16 protein-coding genes and 1 other annotated feature are annotated in these 16927 nt (G+C 54.4%); of the genes, 13 read left to right on the forward strand and 3 right to left on the reverse strand.

Annotated elements, in window-relative coordinates:
- Positions 1-20: 20 nt before the first annotated feature.
- A complete protein-coding gene (locus BN1190_RS02320; RefSeq protein WP_052461654.1) occupies positions 21-2444 on the reverse strand; it encodes a sensor domain-containing protein in 2424 nt (807 codons plus the stop codon).
- A 305-nt stretch (positions 2445-2749) separates the two neighbouring features.
- Here BN1190_RS02320 and BN1190_RS02325 point away from each other — a divergent pair, with 305 nt between their 5' ends.
- Complete coding sequence (locus tag BN1190_RS02325) at positions 2750-4270, forward strand: acetyl-CoA hydrolase/transferase family protein (RefSeq protein WP_040285415.1); 1521 nt, start codon at positions 2750-2752, stop codon at positions 4268-4270.
- The gene (locus BN1190_RS02330) at positions 4267-4884 is read left to right on the forward strand and encodes an NAD(P)-dependent oxidoreductase (RefSeq protein WP_040285416.1); all 618 of its coding nucleotides are present in this window, start codon (positions 4267-4269) and stop codon (positions 4882-4884) included. Before BN1190_RS02325 ends, BN1190_RS02330 begins: the two co-directional genes overlap by 4 nt.
- A 60-nt stretch (positions 4885-4944) precedes the next feature.
- Here the strand turns inward: BN1190_RS02330 and mgtE are convergent, their stop codons facing one another.
- The gene (gene mgtE, locus BN1190_RS02335) at positions 4945-6333 is read right to left on the reverse strand and encodes a magnesium transporter (RefSeq protein ID WP_052461655.1); all 1389 of its coding nucleotides are present in this window, start codon (positions 6331-6333) and stop codon (positions 4945-4947) included.
- A 185-nt stretch (positions 6334-6518) separates the two neighbouring features.
- Between mgtE and BN1190_RS02340 the strand changes: the two genes are divergently transcribed.
- The 5 genes from BN1190_RS02340 (at position 6519) to BN1190_RS02355 (ending at position 9764) form a co-directional block, all read left to right on the forward strand.
- Positions 6519-7160 (forward strand): transporter substrate-binding domain-containing protein, encoded by a 642-nt coding sequence (locus BN1190_RS02340; RefSeq protein WP_425313915.1) that lies wholly within the window; start codon positions 6519-6521, stop codon positions 7158-7160.
- A complete protein-coding gene (locus BN1190_RS15365) occupies positions 7161-7331 on the forward strand; it encodes a transporter substrate-binding domain-containing protein (protein ID WP_425313916.1) in 171 nt (56 codons plus the stop codon).
- Positions 7332-7464: 133 nt separating this feature from the next.
- Entirely contained in the window at positions 7465-8301 is an 837-nt protein-coding gene (locus tag BN1190_RS02345) for a transporter substrate-binding domain-containing protein (RefSeq protein WP_040285417.1), read from the forward strand.
- 57 nt (positions 8302-8358) lie between these two features.
- Positions 8359-9024 carry an amino acid ABC transporter permease gene (locus BN1190_RS02350; RefSeq protein WP_040285653.1) on the forward strand — a complete coding sequence of 222 codons (666 nt, stop codon included), beginning with the start codon at positions 8359-8361 and terminating at the stop codon, positions 9022-9024.
- A gap of 14 nt (positions 9025-9038) precedes the next feature.
- Positions 9039-9764, forward strand: coding sequence for an amino acid ABC transporter ATP-binding protein (locus BN1190_RS02355; protein WP_040285418.1), 726 nt, complete (start codon positions 9039-9041; stop codon positions 9762-9764).
- A 46-nt stretch (positions 9765-9810) separates the two neighbouring features.
- On the opposite strand, the gene rluF is transcribed toward BN1190_RS02355, so the two are convergent.
- On the reverse strand, positions 9811-10515 hold the full coding sequence (gene rluF, locus BN1190_RS02360; RefSeq protein WP_040285419.1) for a 23S rRNA pseudouridine(2604) synthase RluF: 705 nt from the start codon (positions 10513-10515) through the stop codon (positions 9811-9813).
- A gap of 213 nt (positions 10516-10728) precedes the next feature.
- Positions 10729-10960 (forward strand) — a binding site (T-box leader).
- 40 nt (positions 10961-11000) lie between these two features.
- On the opposite strand from rluF, the gene BN1190_RS02365 reads away from it, so the two are divergent.
- From BN1190_RS02365 to trpA, 6 genes are read left to right on the forward strand one after another with little or no spacing between them, the layout of a single operon-like run.
- Positions 11001-12404, forward strand: coding sequence for an anthranilate synthase component I family protein (locus BN1190_RS02365; RefSeq protein WP_244898660.1), 1404 nt, complete (start codon positions 11001-11003; stop codon positions 12402-12404).
- A gap of 56 nt (positions 12405-12460) precedes the next feature.
- Positions 12461-13489, forward strand: coding sequence for an anthranilate phosphoribosyltransferase (gene trpD, locus BN1190_RS02370; protein WP_040285420.1), 1029 nt, complete (start codon positions 12461-12463; stop codon positions 13487-13489).
- Positions 13489-14277: an indole-3-glycerol phosphate synthase TrpC gene (trpC, locus tag BN1190_RS02375; RefSeq protein WP_040285421.1), complete on the forward strand. Its 789-nt coding sequence runs from the start codon at positions 13489-13491 to the stop codon at positions 14275-14277. Before trpD ends, trpC begins: the two co-directional genes overlap by 1 nt.
- A complete protein-coding gene (locus BN1190_RS02380) occupies positions 14277-14885 on the forward strand; it encodes a phosphoribosylanthranilate isomerase (protein ID WP_040285422.1) in 609 nt (202 codons plus the stop codon). The genes trpC and BN1190_RS02380 overlap by 1 nt, the downstream gene beginning before the upstream one ends.
- Before the next feature lie 12 nt (positions 14886-14897).
- Complete coding sequence (gene trpB, locus BN1190_RS02385) at positions 14898-16094, forward strand: tryptophan synthase subunit beta (RefSeq protein ID WP_082023237.1); 1197 nt, start codon at positions 14898-14900, stop codon at positions 16092-16094.
- Positions 16091-16873 carry a tryptophan synthase subunit alpha gene (gene trpA, locus BN1190_RS02390; RefSeq protein WP_040285424.1) on the forward strand — a complete coding sequence of 261 codons (783 nt, stop codon included), beginning with the start codon at positions 16091-16093 and terminating at the stop codon, positions 16871-16873. The genes trpB and trpA overlap by 4 nt, the downstream gene beginning before the upstream one ends.
- Positions 16874-16927: the final 54 nt, after the last annotated feature.

The raw sequence follows: 16927 nt of genomic DNA on the forward strand, positions 1-16927 counted from the left end.
TCCCGATGTTTTCTCCTTTTTCACCTATTCTCCTGCTCCATGAGCAGCTGAGTCAGTGTATCGGACGGCAGCGGACGTGAGTACAGAAAACCTTGGACTTCGTCACACCGCAGTGTGCTCAGGAAGGATGCCTGCTCGTTTGTTTCCACACCTTCTGCGATGACATCGATACTCAGGTTTTTGGCCAGTTCGATGATTGTCTTGATGATCGCGGTATTGCTGCTGCTCAGATCCTTCAAGAAGATCTGGTCGATCTTCAAATGGGTGATCGGGAAGGTGCTTAAATAACTGAGTGATGAATACCCGGTCCCGAAATCATCGATACTGACACGGATCCCTTCCTCATGCAGCTGCTTCAGTATCTTCTGTGAATAGTGGACATCGGTCGTCATGCTCTCCGTAATCTCGATGTTCAGGAATTGAGGCGCCAGACCCGTCTTTTCCAGAATAGCCAGTACAGAACTGACGAACGAGGGCTGCTTGAACTGGCGGATGGAGACGTTTACGCTGACCCTGCCCAGCAGCAGCCCTGCGTCCTGCCACTGTTTCGCCTGGCGGCATGCAGTTTCCATCACCCACTGACCGATCGGCAGGATCATGCCGCTTTCTTCCGCGATCGGAATGAACTGTCCCGGTGAGATCATGCCTTTTTTCGTATGGTTCCACCGGGCCAATGCTTCCACGCCGGTGATCGTGCCGGTTTTTATGTCATATTGCGGCTGGTAATGCAGTTCGAGTTCATCACGGCTGATCGCCTGCCGCAGATCCATTTCCAGCAGCGTCTTTTCGATCATGTTGCTGTTCATCTCTTCTGTGAAGAACCGGTATGTGCTTTTTCCCTGGTCTTTGGCCGTGAACAGCGCAGTGTCCGCGTTCCGCATGAGTGTATCGTAGTCTTCTCCGTCTGCCGGGAAACGGCTGATCCCGATGCTCGGCGTGATGAACACCTCCAATGAGCCCAGTGTGAACGGTGCGGAAATCTCCTCAAGGATCTGCCGAGCAGCCGCATTCACACGGTCCATGGCAGTTTCCTTCAGCATGATGACGTATTCATCCCCGCCGAGCCGGCTCGCGAGATCATCCGGCTTCAGACAGAGAGTGATCCGCTCGGCGACGGCTTTCAGCACGTTGTCGCCGACGAAATGTCCGAGCGAGTCGTTAATATTCTTAAAACGGTCGAGATCCAGATATAGAATCGAAAATCTCTCCGTACCGCTGTCCATCACTTTAGTGACCTCCGACTTGAACAGGCGGCGGTTCGCAAGTCCTGTCAGAGAATCGTAATAGGCCATATGTTCTGCGAGCTGTTCGGCCTTCTTCCGTTCCGTAATATCCACACACGTCCCGACAACCTCCGTTACAGAGCTGCCGTCAAGGATAGGGGACAAGTAGATGATGAATGTACGGCCGGCGTACGACAGTTCGAACTGGCCCGGTTCCCCGTCAAGCGCAGCGTACAAATACGGCCGTATTCGGGCGGCTTCGTCAGCGCTGAAAGGATGATCTTCTCCTTTGGCGTTCAGCAACTGTGCGGTCAACCCGATTTTTTCACATAACTTCCCTTCAAGCAGGGTGATGCAGATCTGCCCCTGCTCATCCGTTTCATATTTGAAAATGGCGTTCTGTAAGTTCTTCACCGTCTTCCGGAAGTCATTCTTCAGCGCACTCTCCAGCGCCTGCTCCGCCTCGATGCGAGCGGTGATGTCCGTCCGGATCGAAATGTATTCGAATGGCTTTCCACTGGTGTCGGTGAACGGGACGATTGTCGTGTTCATCCAATAGAACGAGCCATCCTTCGCCCGATTCTTCACTTCGCCGCGCCAGATATTTCCGTTTTTGATGGTCGCCCACATGCCTCCGAAGAATTCCTTAGGATGATAGCCTGAATTGATGACGCGGTGTGTTTTGCCGAGGAGCTCGTCTTCCGTGTATTGTGACAGCTCACAGAACTTCGGATTGACATAGCGGATCACGCCGGCTGCATCTGTCACTGCAATGACAGACGCGTGATCCAGAGCGGTCTCCAAATTGTGCAGGACCTGCAGTGTCTGCGTATAGCGTTCACTCGTCAGCTGTTCCGTGGTGATATCCAGATCGACAGAGATATATTGAACCGTTGCACCGGTTTCGTCCCTGACAGGCACCAGTGTTGCCAGAACCCAGTACGAAGTTCCGTCTTTGGCGATGCTCTTCACCTGCTCCTGCCAGACGCCCTGGGCTGTGACACAGGACTCCAGCTGCGAGAGGAACCGCTCTCTGTCGTAGGCTGGATTCAACAGGCCGTATGTTTGATTGATAAGTTCGCATTCCTCATATTTGGACAGTTCACAGAATCGCCGGTTGACGTAGGTAATTCTGCCTTCCGTGTCCATGATGGATACGCAGAATTTATCATCCAGCAGCTGTGTGACGGAATGCAAATTATGGGTTTGACGTAAAACCATTGGACAGGATCCTCTCTTTTTACATAACTGCAGTTCTTTTTAATGAGTTAAAGTCTATTAGACCTATTTTCTTCAGTATAACACTATATCTTTGTACCTTATATAAGTTTCTTGTGAAAAGAATGTGAAATTACTACCGTTTTCATAGAATTGTGGACCGGGAGGGAGGTGAGGACGGTTGCGGTTCTCCAGCCGGAACGGTACTATATGAATGAAAGCGGCCTGCATAAGGTATATCGGTACAATACCAATGATTTGTATAAAAAATCTAAATATATCAACTTTACAATAAGGAGCTGTCGGAAATGGAAGGACAGTTGGGACGGATCAGAAGAGAGTCGCTGCGGGAGAAAGTCGTGTCAGCCGACGAGGCGGCTTCGTGGATACAGGACGGAATGACATTGGGCCTCAGCGGATTCACACGTGCGGGAGACGCGAAAGCGATACCGGAAGCACTGGTGAAACGGGCGCATGATGAACAATTCAAAGTGAATGTCTTCACGGGCGCGTCACTCGGGCATGATATCGACAAGCTGTTCACAGAAGCGGGAATCGTCAACAAGAGGCTGCCGTTCCAGGCGGATGCCGCAATGCGCAAAGGCATCAACAATGGGGAATTGTTGTTCGTCGATCACCACCTGTCCAATACCTCTGAGTTGGTGCGCGGCGGTGTTCTGCCGCAAATCGATTATGCAGTCCTCGAAGCGGTTGCAATTGCGGAAGACGGGTCGATCATTCCTTCGACATCCATCGGAAATTCCTTGATTTTTGCAGAACATGCGAAGGCGATCATCGTGGAGATCAACGTCGCACACTCTGAAGAATGGGAAGGGGTCCATGATGTCTATGATCCCGGCGTGCTCGGAGACCGTGAACCGATTCCGCTCATGCATCCGGACGAACGGATCGGCACGTACGGCATCCCGGTGGACCCCGATAAAATTGCAGGGATCGTGCTGACCGAGGAATACGATTCATTCTCGACGATCGACCAGCCCGATGCGGAAACGGAGACCATGGCTGGACATCTGCTGCAATTCCTCCGCTCGGAAATCGAAGCGGGCCGGCTGACGAATGAGCTGGCACCGCTTCAGTCGGGAATCGGTTCGCAGGCGAATGCCGTGCTCCATGGTCTGCTGGATTCGGAATTCGAAAATCTCGAACTGTACTCCGAAGTGCTGCAGGATTCGGTCTTTGAACTGATCGACGCGGGAAAAGTGAAATCCGCTTCCTGCACCTCCATCACAGTGACGGAAGAACGGATGGACAAACTGCGGAACAATCTCCCGTTCTATAAAGAGAAAATCATCATGAGGCCGCAGGAGATCTCGAATCATCCGGAAGTCATCCGTCGTCTCGGTACGATCTCCATCAACACGGCACTCGAATTTGATATCTACGGCAACGTCAACTCGACACATGTCACAGGCACGAAGATGATGAACGGCATCGGCGGATCCGGTGACTTTGCACGCAATGCCAGACTGGCGATCTTCGTGACGAAGTCACTTGCGAAGGATGGCGCGATATCGAGCTGCGTTCCGTTCGTCTCCCATGTCGATCATACGGAGCACGATGTAGACATCATTGTGACGGAACAAGGCTATGCGGACCTCCGAGGGCTGGCACCGAAAGAGCGGGTGCCGCTCATCATCGACCGCTGTGCTCATCCTTCCTACCGGGATCAGCTGTGGACGTACTATAAAGAGGCGCTGAGCCGCGGCGGCCATACCCCGCATATTCTGGAGAAGGCACTCGGCTGGCATATCCGGCTGACGGAAACCGGCACGATGCACGAAACTCGGGAAGAAGTGAAACCACTATGAGAATTGCCATGTTCGGCGGTACAGGAAGAGTCGGTTCCCTCATGCTTGCGGCATTGCTGGAAGACGGCCATACTGTCACGGCACTCGTACGGGACCCTGGCAGACTGAAGGCTCATCCGCATCTGACAGTTGTCCAGGGAGATGTGAAGCAGAAGCAGGATGCCCAAAAGACGATCGAAGGAGCGGACTGCGTCGTAAGTGCACTCGGCACAGACAAATCGACAACACTGAGCGAGGCGGTCCCCCATATGATTGCGGGGATGGAACAGGAGGGGATCCGCCGAATCCTGACGATCGGGACAGCGGGCATCCTCAACAGCCGGCTGACGCCAGGGGCACTGCGCTACAATGGCGGTGACTCGAATCGCAAGCTGACAGCTGCAGCGGAAGAGCACCATGCTGCGTACAGCGCGCTTGCCGCATCCAGTCTGGATTGGACAATCGTCTGCCCGACCTATTTACCTGACGGCAGCGAGACAGGTGTATACCGCGTAATGGATGACTGGCTGCCGCCCGACGGCAGACAGATATCGACGGGGGATACCGCCCATTTCGCAGTGAGGGAATTGATTGAAGGCAAGCATGCGGGACACCGTGTCGGCATTGCTTATTGACAGTCGAAACGGCAAAAAGCTGAGGTGAAAGGTGTATAGACCTTTCGCCTCAGCTTTTTTTCATGTGAGTTTCGATAGGAACATCGTCGCGATGCCGAAATAAATCAGCAATGACAGAATATCGTTCAATGTCGTGATGAGAGGCCCTGACGCGACAGCCGGATCGACTTTGAATCTGTTCAGGATCAGCGGGATGACAGTCCCGGCGATTGTCCCGATGATGAGCGTGCATAGCAGTGATACGCCCACAACAAAGCCGAGAACCGCACTGCCCTGCCAGAAAAAGGCGATGACTGCGATGAGCAGACCGCAGGTGACACCGATCAGGACACCGACGACAAGCTCACGGAGAATGAGCTTGGTCGCCTTTTTCCAGGTCATCTCTTCGGAAGCGAGCCCCCGGACGACGACTGCAAGAGATTGGGTCCCGGTGTTTCCGGTCATCCCGGCAATCATCGGCATGAAGAATGCCAGCGCCACAACTGCTTCCAATGTTTCCTCAAAGCGGGAGATGATGCTGCCCGATACGAGTCCGATGAACAGCAGAAGGATCAGCCAGGGCAGCCTGCGCCTGGCAGCGGTCACTGGTTTCGTCCGGAAGTCGATCGACTTACCGGAAGCCAGCAGCATCTCGATATCCTCATCAGCTTCACGCACGACGATATCGAGCACCTGATCACCGGAAATCGTCCCTACGAGCACCTGGTCCCCCGATACGACGGGGATCGCCTCGAAATCGAACTGACCGATGATCCTGGCGACTTCCTCCTGCTTCATCTGGACGTCGACTGTAATCGGCTGATCCCGCATGATGTCCGAGATTCGGCTGCTGTTTTCCGACAACAGGAGATCGCGGAACGTCACAACGCCAATAAGGCGCTGATTCTCATCGACCACATATAGGTAATTCACAAAATACGCAAGGTTCTCAAACGTTTTCAGTTTCTCCTCCGCTTCACCGACCGTGCTGTCGGGCGAAATCGGGATATACCGGTTCGTCATGACCCGGCCTGCCGTTTTGGGCGGATAATCCATAATGTGCAGGATCGATTCCATTTCTTCACGCCGCATCTGGGCAATGAGATCATCGACTTTGCCCTTTGAGAGGCCAGTCAGCAGGAATGCCAGATCGTTGTTCTGCATCATGTGCAGAATATGTGTCGACCGGTCCGGCCCAATCCGTTCCAGGACAGTGAGCTGTTCGTCTTTGCTTAAATACCGCAGAATGCCGGTAATTTCTTCGATGGACAGCCATTCCAGAAATAGCGGTTTCCGTTTTTTCGGCAGCTCTTTATAATACTCTGCGAGTTCGTGAGGGGGCAGGGTGTGGACAATTTCAAGAAACGTATCTTTTTTGCCTTCACTTAAGACGCGGACAATCGCTCGTTCCAGTTTTTCCTTATCCCAATTCTCCTGTTTTTTCTCCTTGTTGAGCAGTCCCAATTTCATCACCTCAGCTTTTCATCGGTTGCCAGTAAAAATCTCTACTGGGACTATGCCCTGTCTTGCTGCAAAAGAAACAAGCCGGCTTTCATCGTCCAGAAATAAGCAAGAATACAAGAAATCCGATTTCACATTTCAGAAATTTCATGTTTTAATAGACGTTAACCTAAAATAAGGAGTGGATGGAATTCATGAAGAAGTGGTCGATCGGAAGTATGATGCTCGCGGGTGCTCTGCTGCTTGGTGCGTGCGGCGGGGGCTCTGCGGGTTCGGATGACGATGCAGATTACGAGTTGGTGAAGAAAGGGAAGCTGACGTTCGCGTCCAGCGGTGAGTACAAACCGTTCAATTATGAGGAGAACGGAAAGCTGACAGGATTCGATATTGAAATCGGCGAAGCAATCGCTGATAAGCTCGGTCTTGAGCCTGACCCCGTAACAAATCCATTCCAAACAATCCTGCCCGGCCTGGTGGCGAAGAAATATGATGCCATCATCGGCTCGATGGCCTATACGAAAAAACGGGCCGAGCAGGCAGCCTTCACTAAACCCTATTACTATTCAGGCGGCATGATCTGGGTCGCAGAAGACAACAACGATATTAAAACCCCCGAAGACGTGAAAGGGAAGAAAATCGGAGTCGGCGCGGAAACAACCTATGAAAAACCGGCCGAAACACTATCAGATAATCTTCAATACTACAGTGCAGACCAGGTGGCGCTGAAAGACCTGACTGTCGGAAACAGGCTGGACGCCGTTATTACCGCTGACATTGTCGGCTATGAAGCAATCGACAAAGGGTTTGCCATCAAGGAAGTGGGCAAACCGCTCTAGGTGGAACAGCCGTCCATTGCTGTCAGGAAGGACAATGACGGATTGCGGCAGGCGATCGATGATGCATTGCAAGAACTGATCGATGAAGGCACATACAAGGAAATTTCCGAGAAATGGTTTGACCGGGATCTGCTCGATATAGATTTGGAAAACGCAGAATTACTAGAGTGACAGGATGACTGGCAGTAATTGTTACAAAAAGATTACGGTTATTTCAATTTTCACGTTTACAAGAATTCATGCAGGGTAATGGGAGATAGAGTGTCAAAAAAGCCGGATGGCAGACAAAGGGGAGTTTCAGAGAATGGGAAAATTCAAGATGATGCTGCTCATGCTTGCAGCGTCCGTCCTTCTGCTGGCAGCATGCGGCAAAGACGATGACGGCAAAGCGTCAGGCAGCGACAGCGGCTCGAAGGATGCCGGTTATGAATTAGTGAAAAAGGGGAAGTTCACGTACGCAGCAAGCGGTGTGTACAAGCCGTTCAGTTATGAAGATAATGGGAAATTGACAGGGTTCGATATCGAGATCGGTGAAGCGATCGCCGATAAGCTCGGCCTGGACCCAGTGCCAGTCACGAACCCATTCGAGACGATCCTCCAGGGGCTCGTCGCAAAGAAATACGACGCAATCATCGGATCGATGGCCTATACGAAAAAACGGGCCGAGCAGGCTGATTTCACGGAGCCCTATTATTACTCCGGCGGCATGATCTGGGTATCGAAAGACAACGAAGATATCAAAACACCGGAAGATCTGGAAGGAAAGAAGATCGGTGTCGTTGCACAGTCGACCTATGAGGAGCCTGCGAAAGAGCTGTCGGACAATATCCAGTACTACAGCAGTGACGTCGTCGCGCTGAAAGACCTGACTGTCGAAAACCGCCTGGATGCGGTCATCACAGCGGACATTGTCGGCTATGAAGCCATCGATAATGGATTCGCTATCAAGGAAGTCGGCAAGCCACTGTGGGTGGAGCAGCCGTCGATTGCCGTCCGCAAAGACAACAAGGAGTTGACAGAAGCGATCGATAAGGCGCTGAAAGAGCTCGTTGACGAAGGGAAATACAAAGAGATCTCAGAGAAGTGGTTCGACCGCGATCTTCTGGATATCGATCTGGAAGGTGTCGAATTGTTGGAATGAGTGATATGAATGATATGAATGATATGACGGTATGTTTGACAGAGAGTGGGTGTGCCGGTGCCTGAAGTTCTCGTGACGATATATGAAGTGTTCATACGGACGTACAAAGGATTTCTGGAAGCGGGTCTGCTGACAATCGAAATCACGGCAATCGCTGTCGTGATCGGTACATTGCTCGGACTCTTGTTCGCGCTCATGAAGATCTCGAATTCCAAGATCCTGCAGACGATCGCAAATCTATATATCAACATAATCCGCGGGACACCGCTGATTGTGCAGATCATGTTTCTATACTACGGAATCACATCGATCATCATCCTGTCCAACTTCTGGGCCGGAGCGATCGCACTTGGTATCCACAATGGTGCGTACATTGCGGAAATTTTCCGGGGGTCAATCCAGGGGGTCGACAGAGGTCAGCGGGAAGCGAGTCTTGCACTCGGCATGAACCGGACGCAGACGATGCGCCGGATCATCTTTCCGCAAGCCCTTCGGCGGGCCATTCCGCCGCTCGGCAACCAGTTCATCATTACGCTGAAAGACTCCTCACTTGTCTATGTGATCGGTGTATCGGAGCTCTTCGGTCTTGCGAACCGGGAGGCCGCTTCCTCCTTCCTGCCACTTGAGACGTTCCTCGTGGTCGGCCTGTATTACCTCGTGCTCGTCATGATCTTCACAGCGCTGCTCAGATGGTATGAGAACAAACTGGACGTGGACAAATAATGGAGGCAGATACGATGATCAAAGCAGAAAATATCCATAAGTCGTTCGGTAAGCTGGAAGTGCTGAAAGGAATCGACATGGAAGTGCATCCCGGCGAAGTGGTCGTCATGGTCGGTGTCAGCGGATCCGGCAAGAGCACATTCTTGCGCTGCCTCAATTTTCTGGAGCTGACGAACGACGGTGTGATTACAATCGACGGAAAACCGGTCGATCAGAAAAAGGATGACCTGTCGAAAGTCAGGGCGGAAGTCGGTATGGTGTTCCAGCACTTCAACCTCTTCCCGCATAAGACGGTGCTGGAGAATGTCATGGAGGCCCCGGTCATCGTCAAGAAGGAAGACAAAGGCAAGGCGAAGACGAAAGCGATGGAGATTCTTGGGAAAGTCGGCCTGTCCGACAAAGCGGACGTCTACCCGAACAAGCTGTCGGGCGGACAGAAGCAGCGTGTCGCCATCGCCAGGGCCCTCGCGATGGAACCGAAGGCCCTGTTGTTCGACGAGCCGACGTCCGCACTTGACCCGGAACTCGTCGGTGAAGTTCTGCAGGTTATGCAGGAACTCGCGGAAGAAGGGATGACGATGGTCGTCGTCACCCATGAGATGAAGTTCGCGAAAGAAGTGGCGGACCGGATCATCATGCTGAACGAAGGCGTCATCATCGAAGATGCAGATCCCGATACATTTTTCAATCATTCGACAAATGAACGGACGCGGCAGTTCCTTGAAATGGTCAACGTCTGAATCAGAGAAAAAACCGCTGCCTGCAGTTTTATCAGGCAGCGGTTTTTCAGCGTTTCGGCGTATAGTTCAGCTCTTTGAACAAGTTGGTACGTTCCGTCTCCGTCAGGTCCCGCCATTGGCCGACAGGCAGACTTCCGAGCTTGAGATTCATGATACGCATCCGGCGGAGACTGACGACATTGTAGCCGAGCGCTGAGCACATCCGACGTATTTGACGGTTCAACCCCTGTGTCAGGGTGATATTGAATTTCCGGGCACCGAGCTTTTTGACTTTGCAGGGCTTCGTCACCGTATCCAGGATGGCGACCCCCTGTTCCATCTGGCGGATGAAACTGTCCGTGATCGGATGGTCGACCGTCACGATGTATTCCTTCTCGTGCCCATGCTCCTCGCGCAGGATTTCGTTAACGATATCCCCATCGTTCGTCAGAAGCAGCAGGCCATCGGAATCTTTGTCGAGACGGCCGATATGGAAGATGCGCAGCGGATGATTGACGAAATCCACGACGTTCCCTTTCACATGGCGTTCGGTCGTACTCGTGATGCCGACCGGTTTGTTCAGCATGATATAGACGAGCTGCTCTTGTGCGGCAACCGGTTTGCCGTCCACTTCCACCTGGTCGCCTGCAGCCACCTGACTTCCTAACTCCGCGGGCCTGCCGTTGATGACCACCCGTCCTTCGTCGATCCATTTATCCGCTCCGCGGCGTGATACGATGCCCGCTTCGCTCAGGAATTTATTGATACGCATAGTCCGTCCCACTCCATCCCGCTTTTTTTCTATTGTAGCCCGTTTTCAAGCTCCCGACAAAGACTTCGCAAGCGTTTTTGAGTTTTCGGAAAAGAAAATGTTTGACAGACTGATTGTGAAGCGGTAAGATTGGTGACAACTTTCAGATGGGCAGCCGGTGCCGGGAGCGGGACCACCCACGGAGAGCTGAGATTAGCAGAGAAGAGCATAGCTGAGAAATCATCGAATAAGAAAAGTAGCATCACAGCAGGCGCGTACAGAGAGTCGGCAGCTGGTGGAAACCGATCGCACCCGTGATGTGAATGGGCTTAGGAGAGCTGGAGAGACCTAATACTGGTTTTTTCGGACGTCATTCCCTCGTTACGGGAAGTGCACATACAGCACGCAAAGCGGGAATGCGCATGCATTCCAATAGAGGTGGCAACGCGGAATTTCCGTCCTCTGCAAGGAGACTTCATGGTCTTCGGGCAGGGGGCTTTTTGTCGTTGTCCGACAGAACAGGAGAGATGGAGATGGAAGCGGAACGAATGACTAGCAGAGTGACAGAAAAGAAGATGGACGGCAAAGGGCTGACACCTGTACAGCTCCTGAGACGGCTGGGCGGTGAACGGTGTTTCCTGCTCGAGAGTTCGGCAGGTGACGGAGAGCATGCCCGCTATTCATTCATCGGAGCGGATCCGATCAAATCATATAAAGGACGGGCGGACGGACTGCAGGAGATCGACTATCGGAAAGGGACATCGGTCTTTCACGAAGGGGAGCTGTTCAGCTTATTGAAGCAGCTGATTCCGAGAGTCCAGGATGATTCCCCGTTTCCATTCACGGGCGGAGCGGTCGGATACGTCAGCTATGAGGCGGGTGATCCTCAATCTGCCAGTGATGGGGCGGAGCCGAGTGCGCTGTATCACCTCTACGATACAATCATCATCTTCGACCATCAGCTGGATGAAGTGACCGTCCGCCATACGGAACTCACAGAAACGCCGGAAGAAATGGACCTTGAGACGATTGCAGGACGATTGCTCTCGGAAGACGAAAATGAGAGCGGCGGAACGGCTGAATTATCTGCATTCCGGAGCGGCGTATCGCAACGTGAGTTCGAGGCGGATGTCCAGACCGCGCTCGATGTCATCCATGGCGGCGGCGCGGAGCAGATCGTCCTGTCCCGTCGGATGGAAGCGGACGTGACGGGTGATCCGCTTGCCGTCTATGAACGGCTGCGGCAGCAGAACCCATCGCCGTACATGTATTACTTGGAATCCGATGAGCAGATCATCCTCGGCGCCTCCCCGGAAAGTCTTGTCAAAGTGCTGCAGGGAATTGTGCAGACGAACCCGATTGCCGGAACACGGCCGCGCGGGAGAGACCGTCAGGACGATGAGGCGCTGGAAACTTCTCTTCGGAACGATCCGAAAGAGCTGGCGGAGCACGATATGCTGGTCGAGTCGGGCAAATTGGAGATGGAGCAGTTCTGCGAAAAAGGGACTGTGCGGATTGCTGCGTATCAGGAGACGATCCGGTATGAGCATGTCATGCATCTGGTCTCTGAACTGGAAGGTCAGCTCGCTCCCGGCAATCATGCGGTGGATGCCCTCGAAGCCTGTCTGCCGGCAGGGACAGTGACGGGGAACCCGAAACGCACAGCGATGGAATGGATCCGCAAGATTGAGAGAATGCCAAGAGGCGTCTACGGAGGGGCAATCGGCTATATCGGTCTGAACGGCAATCTGGATGCAGCGCTCGCCATCCGGACAATGATTATCCGGAACGGCCGGGCATACGTACAGGCGGGCGCCGGCATCGTAGCTGCATCGGTTCCGCACAACGAATACTTGGAAACGGTCTACAAGTCAAGATCCCTGACGGCGCTCAGTCGCCAGGACGTGTAAATGACAGCTGTACGACTATGAAAACATGAGATGAGAAGAGACAGGAGAGATGAGTGATGAAAAACTATACAGAAACAATCCGGGCGAACCGGAATTTGACGTTCAGCGAGATGGAGCAGGCAGCAGAGGAGCTGTTCCGGGAAGAGACGGAAACAGCCGAAATCATCGAGTTCCTGAAAGCACTGGCACAGAAAGGGGAGACCGCCTCCGAAGTTGCCGCACTTGCGTCAGTCATGAATCGTCATGCCATCCGGCCGGATCTGCCGGGAACCCCCTGCTTCGATAACTGCGGCACCGGCGGCGACGGTTCCGGGAGTTTCAATATCAGTACGGCCTCAGCGTTCGTTCTGGCAGCGGCAGGCGTCCGGGTTGCAAAACACGGCAACCGGAAAGTGTCCAGCAGGGCGGGAAGTTTCGATGTACTGGAAGCTCTCGGCATTCCGAATGATCTGAGTATCGCTGAAACCGAAGGGATGATGGAGGAAACAGGGATGGCGTTCCTGTTTGCGCAAGCCTATCATCCGAAATTGAAACGGATCGGAGAAATCCGGCGGCAGATCGGCAGTCCGACAGTCTTCAACCTGGTCGGACCGCTCGCGAACCCGACGACGTTGTCATCCCAATACACGGGCATCTCCCGGAAGGAGTTCGTCATGGATTATGCAGCAGTGCTGAGTATGGCGGGACGGGAGCGGGCAGTGGTCGTCTGCGGTGCGGGCGGACTCGATGAAGCATCGCTGGCGGGCCGCAATACGCTCGTTCTGGCAGACCGCGGAGACCTGATCCCCTTCAGCCTGACACCGGAGGATGCCGGCCTGGCACGCGCCGGTCTTGAGGAAGTGAAGGGCGGTGATGCCGCAGAGAACGCCGGTATCATCCGCTCCGTCCTCGAAGGGAAGCAAGGTCCGAAGCTGGATATCGTGCTGCTGAATGCAGGCATCGGTCTGTTCGCGCAAGGAGCGGTTCCGACGGTGAGGGAAGGTGTCGAAGCTGCGAGAGAGTGCATCTCCAGTGGGAAGGCCGCTCAGCAGCTGTCAGACGTGATCGCCTATTGCCGGCAAGTCGGAAGAAAGGCGGTGGGGTGATGACAATCCTCGATACGATCCTGCAAGAGAAAGAAAAGGAAGTTGCGGAGCTGCTGAAGCAAAAGGGTCCGGTCATCCATCGCACTGACAAACCGCGGCCGTCCCTGCTGCAGACGCTGCGGAAGACGGAGCACCTGCAGGTCATTGCGGAGATCAAACGGGCCTCCCCGTCGAAAGGAGAGATCCAGGCGGCGGTGGACCCGGTGCATCAGGCAAGGCTGTACGAAGAGGCCGGTGCCGCATGCATCTCCGTCCTGACCGATTCGAAGTTCTTCAGCGGTTCCTATGACGACCTGACCGCTGCAGCAGAGGCTGTCGGAATCCCCGTCCTGTGCAAGGATTTCATCATCCATCCAGTCCAGATCGACAGGGCGAAAGCGGCAGGGGCTTCGGTGATCCTTCTGATTGCAGCAGCCTTGCCGGATGCGGAACTGACGGCTTTGTTCGAATATGCGGAATCTCTTGGACTGGAGGTGCTGATGGAAGTGCACAGTGAACAGGAGCTGACGCGTGCACTTGGCACGGGAGCCCGGCTGATCGGCGTCAACAACCGCGACCTGCGGACCTTCGAAGTCGATCTCATCCAGACTGAAAAAATAACCGGGGCATTCCCGTTCGACGGACAGCAAGTACTTATCAGCGAAAGCGGGATTTTCGGCCCGGCTGAGGCCGAACGGGCTGCGGCAGCAGGTGCATCGGGCATCCTCGTTGGTGAAGCGCTTATGAAAAGCCCTGATCCCGTACAGATGCTGCGTACGCTCCAAGTGCAGCGGAAGGAGGACCTGTGATGACGAAAGTGAAAATCTGCGGACTGATGGAAGCGGCCCATGTCCGGGCAGCTGTGCAGGCCGGCGCAGATGCCATCGGGTTCGTATTCGCCCCGTCGAGCAGGCGGATCACGCCGGAAAAGGCGGCCGAGCTGGCACAGGAGATTCCGTCGGCGGTCCTGAAAGTCGGGGTGTTCGTCGATGCCCCGGCGGAAGAGATCCGGAGGACGGCTGAAATCGCCGGGCTCGATATGATCCAGTACCACGGCAGCGAAACGGAAGAGGATATGGCAATCGTCGGACTGCCGGCAGTGAAAGCAATCTCCGTCCGGACCGGCTCGGACCTGAGCAAGGCAGCCGGGAGCCGGGCCATGCCGCTGTTCGATGCCCCGGGACTTGAATATGAAGGCGGCAGCGGCCGGAAGTTCGACTGGGAGCTGCTGGAAGGGTCAGTCTTCGCGGAGCGTCCCTATATCCTCGCAGGCGGCCTGGACGCCGGGAACGTCGGCGAAGCGATCAGGCGATTGAAGCCTGCCATGGTCGACGTGTCAAGCGGTGTTGAGTACAACAAGAGAAAAGACGAGCAGCTGATCCGGGCCTTCATCCGCCGGGTGAAGCAGACAAAGTGAGGAGAGATGAGCATGATACAGACAGCAGAGGGTAAAGGTAGATATGGACGGTTTGGCGGACAATACGTCCCTGAAACATTGATGGGTGCATTGGCGGAACTCGAAGAAGCGCACGAAACGGCGATCGCAGATCAGGATTTCCATAAAGAGCTGGACGGATACCTGAAAAATTATGTCGGACGGGAGACCCCCCTCTATTTCGCTTCACGTCTGACAGAAGCTGCAGGAGGAGCCAGGATCTATCTTAAACGGGAAGACCTGAACCATACAGGCGCCCATAAGATCAACAACGCACTCGGCCAGGCACTGCTCGCAAAGCGCATGGGCAAGCGGAAAGTCGTTGCGGAAACCGGCGCCGGGCAGCACGGTGTCGCGACAGCGACCGCATGTGCGCTGCTCGGAATGGATTGTGTCGTGTTCATGGGGGAAGAGGATATCCGCCGTCAGGAGCCGAATGTGTTCCGGATGGAGCTTCTCGGTGCCAAGGTGGAATCGGTCAGCAAGGGATCCGGAACACTGAAAGATGCAGTCAATGAAGCGATGCGCTACTGGGTGGCGAATGTGGAAGACACCCATTACATTCTCGGTTCCGCACTCGGTCCTCATCCGTTCCCGAAAATCGTGAGGGATTTCCAGCAGGTGATCGGCCGGGAGACGAAACGGCAGATCCTTGAAAAAGAGCACCGGCTTCCGGATGCGGTTGTCGCCTGCATTGGAGGCGGCAGCAATGCGATTGGCATGTTCCATCCGTTTGTGGAGGACAGGGAAGTCGCACTGTACGGCGTCGAGGCGGCAGGCGGCGGTCTGTCCACAGGCAAACATGCATCCGCGATGGCGGAAGCGAAAGAAGGCGTGCTGCACGGAGCGTATATGTATGTACTGCAAGACGATGACGGACTTATCCAGGAAGCCCATTCCATTTCGGCCGGGCTGGACTACCCGGCAGCAGGACCGGAACACTGCCACCTGCATGATATCGGCAGAGTGACCTACACGTCAGCAACTGATGCAGAAGCACTGGAAGGACTGCAGCTGCTGTCACGCACGGAAGGGATCATCCCGGCGCTCGAAAGTGCGCATGCCATTCATTTCGCATGCGGGCTTGCGGGAAAGATGAACCCGGAACAGATAGTGGTCGTCTGCCTGTCAGGCCGCGGTGACAAGGATATGCAGACCGTACGGGAAGCACTGGGAGGTGGGAACCGATGACACAGCATACATTGACAGCTGCACTGCAAGAGAAGAAATCAGCAGGACGCCCCTTATTCGTTCCCTATATGATGGCGGGCGACGGCGGTCTCGGTATCCTGCATGAGAGGATCGGGTATCTGGAAGGGATCGGTGCGGATGCAGTGGAGCTCGGCATCCCGTTCTCCGACCCGGCCGCAGACGGGGAAGTCATCCAGGAAGCGGGCGAACGGGCGCTGTCTGCCGGAGTGACGCTTCGCCGTGTCTTGGAGGAACTGACGATGCAGGCGCATGACGTGCCGATTGTCCTGATGACCTACTTGAATCCAGTGCTCGCATATGGTCTCTCCGAGTTTGCGGATGCCTGCGGCCGGGCTGGGGTGAAAGGGCTGATCATCCCGGATCTGCCGCATGAGGAAAGGGAAATGGCAGCGGGTGTTCTGAAAGGGACTGATATTGCGCTGATTCCGCTCATTTCCCTGACAAGTTCGAAGGAGCGGATCGAAAAGATCGCTCGTGATGCGGAAGGGTTCATCTATGCTGTGACCGTCAACGGTGTCACCGGGGTGCGCAGCGGATTTGACGGCAGCCTGTCAGGCCATCTGAAGTCATTACGGGAAATTGCCCGCGTTCCCGTGCTCGCCGGTTTCGGCATTTCATCTCCCGGGCAGATCGTTGAATTCCAACAACTTGCCGATGGCGTCATCGTCGGCAGTGCGGTGGTGAGCGCATTCCACAAAGGGAACCCGGACACCATCCGGCAATTGGCCGAAGCGGGACGGACACCGATCCGCTCCTGAAAGATCCTTGACGGTATCGCCTTGTAAAGAGGAACGCATGAAACTTTTCCCTGT

This window comes from Sporosarcina koreensis, assembly GCF_000826145.2.
Classification (GTDB): domain Bacteria; phylum Bacillota; class Bacilli; order Bacillales_A; family Planococcaceae; genus Sporosarcina; species Sporosarcina trichiuri.